Annotated in this window: 1 protein-coding gene; it reads left to right on the forward strand. The window is 50.4% G+C overall.

Annotation, left to right across the window (positions count from 1 at the left end; translation table 11 throughout):
* The coding region (dprA, locus tag AC5O77_RS22570) for a DNA-processing protein DprA (protein ID WP_494507269.1) at positions 1–532 on the forward strand (532 nt) is incomplete at both ends.

Raw genomic sequence — 532 nt, forward strand, 5'->3', positions numbered from 1 at the left:
ATTATTTTGCGAAACTCTGGCGACGCGTGGAGTGACAATTACGAGTGGACTGGCGCGTGGAATCGATGGTGTGGCGCATAAAGCGGCCTTACAGGTAAATGGCGTCAGCATTGCTGTATTAGGGAATGGACTTAATACCATTCATCCGCGTCGCCATGCCCGACTGGCTACCAGTTTGCTTGAACATGGTGGGGCTCTTGTCTCGGAATTTCCCCTCGATGTTCCTCCCCTTGCTTACAATTTCCCACGAAGAAATCGCATTATCAGTGGTCTAAGTAAAGGTGTACTGGTGGTGGAAGCGGCTTTGCGCAGTGGTTCGCTGGTGACAGCACGTTGTGCGCTTGAGCAGGGGCGTGAAGTTTTTGCCTTGCCGGGTCCATTAGGGAATCCGGGAAGCGAAGGGCCTCACTGGTTAATAAAACAAGGTGCGATTCTTGTGACGGAACCGGAAGAAATTCTGGAAAACTTGCAATTTGGATTGCACTGGTTGCCAGACGCCCCTGAAAATTCATTTTATTCACCAGATCAGGAA

This window comes from Stenotrophomonas sp. INTA L402-1 (assembly GCF_059295135.1).